Origin of the sequence: Chryseobacterium sp. SN22 (assembly GCF_008329705.1) — a bacterium.
GTDB lineage: Bacteria > Bacteroidota > Bacteroidia > Flavobacteriales > Weeksellaceae > Chryseobacterium.
This window is the reverse complement of the sequence record NZ_VTSX01000054.1, coordinates 1-3187: the sequence shown is the minus strand read 5'-3', so window position 1 is coordinate 3187 and position 3187 is coordinate 1. Positions and strand designations below refer to the sequence as shown.

5 protein-coding genes are annotated in these 3187 nt (G+C 27.4%); 1 reads left to right on the top strand and 4 read right to left on the bottom strand.

Features of this window, described 5'->3' with window-relative positions:
* The coding region (locus FY557_RS20250) for a hypothetical protein (RefSeq protein WP_185151784.1) at positions 1–404 on the top strand (404 nt) is incomplete at its 5' end.
* 74 nt (positions 405–478) lie between these two features.
* Here the strand turns inward: FY557_RS20250 and FY557_RS20245 are convergent.
* The 4 genes from FY557_RS20245 to FY557_RS19900 form a co-directional block, all read right to left on the bottom strand.
* Positions 479–631, bottom strand: a complete 153-nt coding sequence (locus FY557_RS20245; RefSeq protein WP_185151783.1) for a hypothetical protein — start codon at positions 629–631, stop codon at positions 479–481.
* 60 nt (positions 632–691) lie between these two features.
* Complete coding sequence (locus tag FY557_RS19910; protein WP_149248971.1) at positions 692–1060, bottom strand: hypothetical protein; 369 nt, start codon at positions 1058–1060, stop codon at positions 692–694.
* A 393-nt stretch (positions 1061–1453) separates the two neighbouring features.
* Positions 1454–1585 carry a hypothetical protein gene (locus FY557_RS20520; protein ID WP_262713565.1) on the bottom strand — a complete coding sequence of 44 codons (132 nt, stop codon included), beginning with the start codon at positions 1583–1585 and terminating at the stop codon, positions 1454–1456.
* A 534-nt stretch (positions 1586–2119) separates the two neighbouring features.
* Positions 2120–2887 (bottom strand): hypothetical protein, encoded by a 768-nt coding sequence (locus FY557_RS19900; protein WP_149248970.1) that lies wholly within the window; start codon positions 2885–2887, stop codon positions 2120–2122.
* Positions 2888–3187: the final 300 nt, after the last annotated feature.

Sequence of the window (3187 nt, the reverse complement as noted above, 5' to 3'; positions counted from 1 at the left end):
ACGGACAGAAAGAAATAAGAGGTAATAATCCACCACCACCGCCATCAAAGGATTTTCAAAAAATACAAAAAATATATAACGTTGATGATAATTTAGTGTATTTTAAAATTGATAAATTATCTAATTCGTTTGATTTTCTCTTATTAAAAGATGATAAAATGCCATTAGAAAATGTTTTTATAATTTCTTTTATTATAGAAAAAGATTATAATTTATCAAGATTTAAGATAGAAAAAGGAAAAAATGAAGTAATAACAAAGGAATTAAAACGACTTATCAATCTTGCTAAGTTTCCTCCAACTTTTATGAATGACAAAATAAGTTCCTTCCGTTCATATAGATTAAAGTCTACTTTTGATTACAAAAATAAAACGCTTAAGACAGTTTTATTAAATAATAATTAAATGGCCAAACTCTGTATTTTAATAATTTAATCCGTTGCCCCTCTACCGCACGAATCCTTTCGTGTGGCCGTTCTTTAAATATCAAACATTCTAAAAACTACTACATTGTCCAAAAGTCCTTTTTCATCAGAATAATCTATAGCACTGATGTATCTGTAATCTTCTGCACGGAAAACCAAACCGGCTTCCACAGGATTTTGGTAGATATGATTAATAAATTCTACCATTAAATTTTTTAACAAGGATCTCATAAAAACTCCGAAATTAAAAACTTTGGAGTAATTTTATTAGCATGGATTAAAAAATTGTATTTCTATAAGCTTTTTATTTTTAAATTTAAATTTCCAAAAAGAATCTGAAGAATTTGTACTGTAAGGCACTTGATAACTAACCTGATCATTATTAGTTTCTTTATCCTGTATAATTTTTTTACAAAAATCTTTTTCAAACATATCAATGGAATATGTATGATCAATAATAAATTTTTTATTTATCTGTATGCTATTTCCATTTTTTCTAAATAAAATTTTATCAATAGCATATATTTTATTATTAAATTCGATTACAAGATCATTTGCATATAAAATATTATGTTCTTCCTCTAGCCAGTCACCACATTCATTTCCATTTCTAAGAATAGAATCTTTCTTCTTCATTAACAATGAAATATTTTTTACACTTCCCTCAATATTATAAATATTATTAATTATTACTGATTTCCTATTTATAAAGCAGGTCCTTAATTGTCGATTTTGTGAAAAAAGACTATTAGTAAATAAAAATATTCCTATAATTAAAATTTTAAAATAAATAAATCTAATAATGTTTTTTCTTTTTGGCTTCATCTTGTATATCATTTTTAATGGGTTGTAATTTTATAAAATATGCTGGATTCATTCTGTTTGGTAGGCCTTTAGGATATGATGTTGTATTTAATATTTCGAAATGCAGGTGTGGCCCTCTAGTTCCTCCTGCATTACCCGTAACTCCAGATTTGCCAATTATTGCTCCCCCCCGCTACCGCACGAATCCTTTCGTGTGGCCGCTCTTTAAATGTCAAACATTCTAAAAACTACAACATTGTCCAAAAGTCCTTTTTCATCAGAATAATCTATAGCACTGCTGTGTCTGTAATCTTCTGCACGGAAAACCAAGCCGGCTTCCACAGGATTTTGATGCATATAATTTATTTTTTGGTGGATAACGGGATTGCTCCAAAGTTCAATCGGTTTATTATCATGTCTCCAAAATTGATATGGGTTTACATTTGAACTTTTTGAACCTTCTTTAAGAAAGAAATCCAGCCGGAATTTCTTTTGCTTTCTTTAGGATTTTCTTTGATGGCTTGTACCATTGCTTTGCCAGTAAATCTTTTTAAATCACCGATAAGAAGCTCCGGTTTTTGTCCGCTTATACTTCTAAAACCAAATGTACATGGCTGGAAATGATGCGCCAGGTATGTATTTCTAGCCTTTTATTTTTTTGGCAGAATCTTATACTTTCCAAAAGAATCTCTTTGTATTCATTTCTTATAAAGTACATCAAGCCATCCTACAACAGCAAAACTTATAAAATACAAACCTTCCGGATTATGAAATTTGTAATTTCTACTCATCATGGTCTGTTTTTATAAAGATAAAAAATAATACCATTTCAGAGAATGATATTTAAAGAAAAAGCCACACGAAAGGATTCGTGCGGCAGCAAAAAGAACCTTAATTATTAAAATATTTTTCAATAATTTTTTCAAAATCAAAATCATCAATGTTGATGACGATGTTTTTCATTTTTGTCTTTTGCCCTGATGGCGTAGAAATAACATAAGAAACCTTCTTTGATTTTACTTTATTATTCTTATCAAAAACATAATCAACAAATAAAAAGTGACTTCCACTGGCATATATTAATGAAAGCACATTTCTATCTATATTTTTTTTATTAATAGAAACATCTACATCTTCCACACAATTATTAAATATTTCTTTATTTTTTTGATATATGAAAATGCAGTTTTCCTCATTTATATATATTTTTTTCCCGTTAACCTCAGTTGAGTACTGTATTTCACTTTTATTGAAAATACTTGCATTTGGATTTTCTTTGAGAATAGGAAAATATTTATTGCACTTAACATCATCACATCCATATAACTTACGTTTTTTTCCATCAAACAGTGTGATATAATTTCCTGCATTTAATACAACCGTGTATTTCTTATTATTATAAAGTAAATTATTTACAGTAATTTCACAATTGGATTTAGTATATGCTAAATCCAGTGTTACTAAACTTTTTATTTCTTGAGATTTTAAAGAAAGATTCACAACATCATCAATATCTTTCTTTTTCAGTTTCCAATTTCTTTCTTCAGAACTTACTTCTCCAATAGCGCATTTTGCATTGAATAGAGTATTCTCATTTTTTGTCTGAGACTTTAGTATTACTGTTGTAAAAACAATAAATAAAGTAATTATTTTTCTCATTTTATTTTAAATATGGTTTAATAGCATTATAAACAATTTGACCTTTGCGACCGCACAAATCCTTTCGTGTAGAGATCTTTTTAAAAAACCAAACATTTTAAAATGCTATAATACCTTCATCTTTTTTTAAAAAAAGCCACACGATATTGTGCGGCATTAAAGAATAATCTTAAATATTTTATTTAACTACTCATATTCATCAAATTTCACTTTTATAAATTTCTATAAATCAATTATTTATAATTTTACAGTTCTTAGAATTTGAAAGTAAATCAAGAATTATGGTATCTGAATCTATTT

Bases quoted from the DNA above. Each gene is read 5' to 3' on its own strand.
- FY557_RS20245 (WP_185151783.1), bottom strand. From the start codon at position 631: ATGGTAGAATTTATTAATCATATCTACCAAAATCCTGTGGAAGCCGGT.
- FY557_RS19910 (WP_149248971.1), bottom strand. From the start codon at position 1,060: ATGAAGAAGAAAGATTCTATTCTTAGAAATGGAAATGAATGTGGTGAC.
- FY557_RS20520 (WP_262713565.1), bottom strand. From the start codon at position 1,585: ATGCATCAAAATCCTGTGGAAGCCGGCTTGGTTTTCCGTGCAGAAGAT.
- FY557_RS19900 (WP_149248970.1), bottom strand. From the start codon at position 2,887: ATGAGAAAAATAATTACTTTATTTATTGTTTTTACAACAGTAATACTA.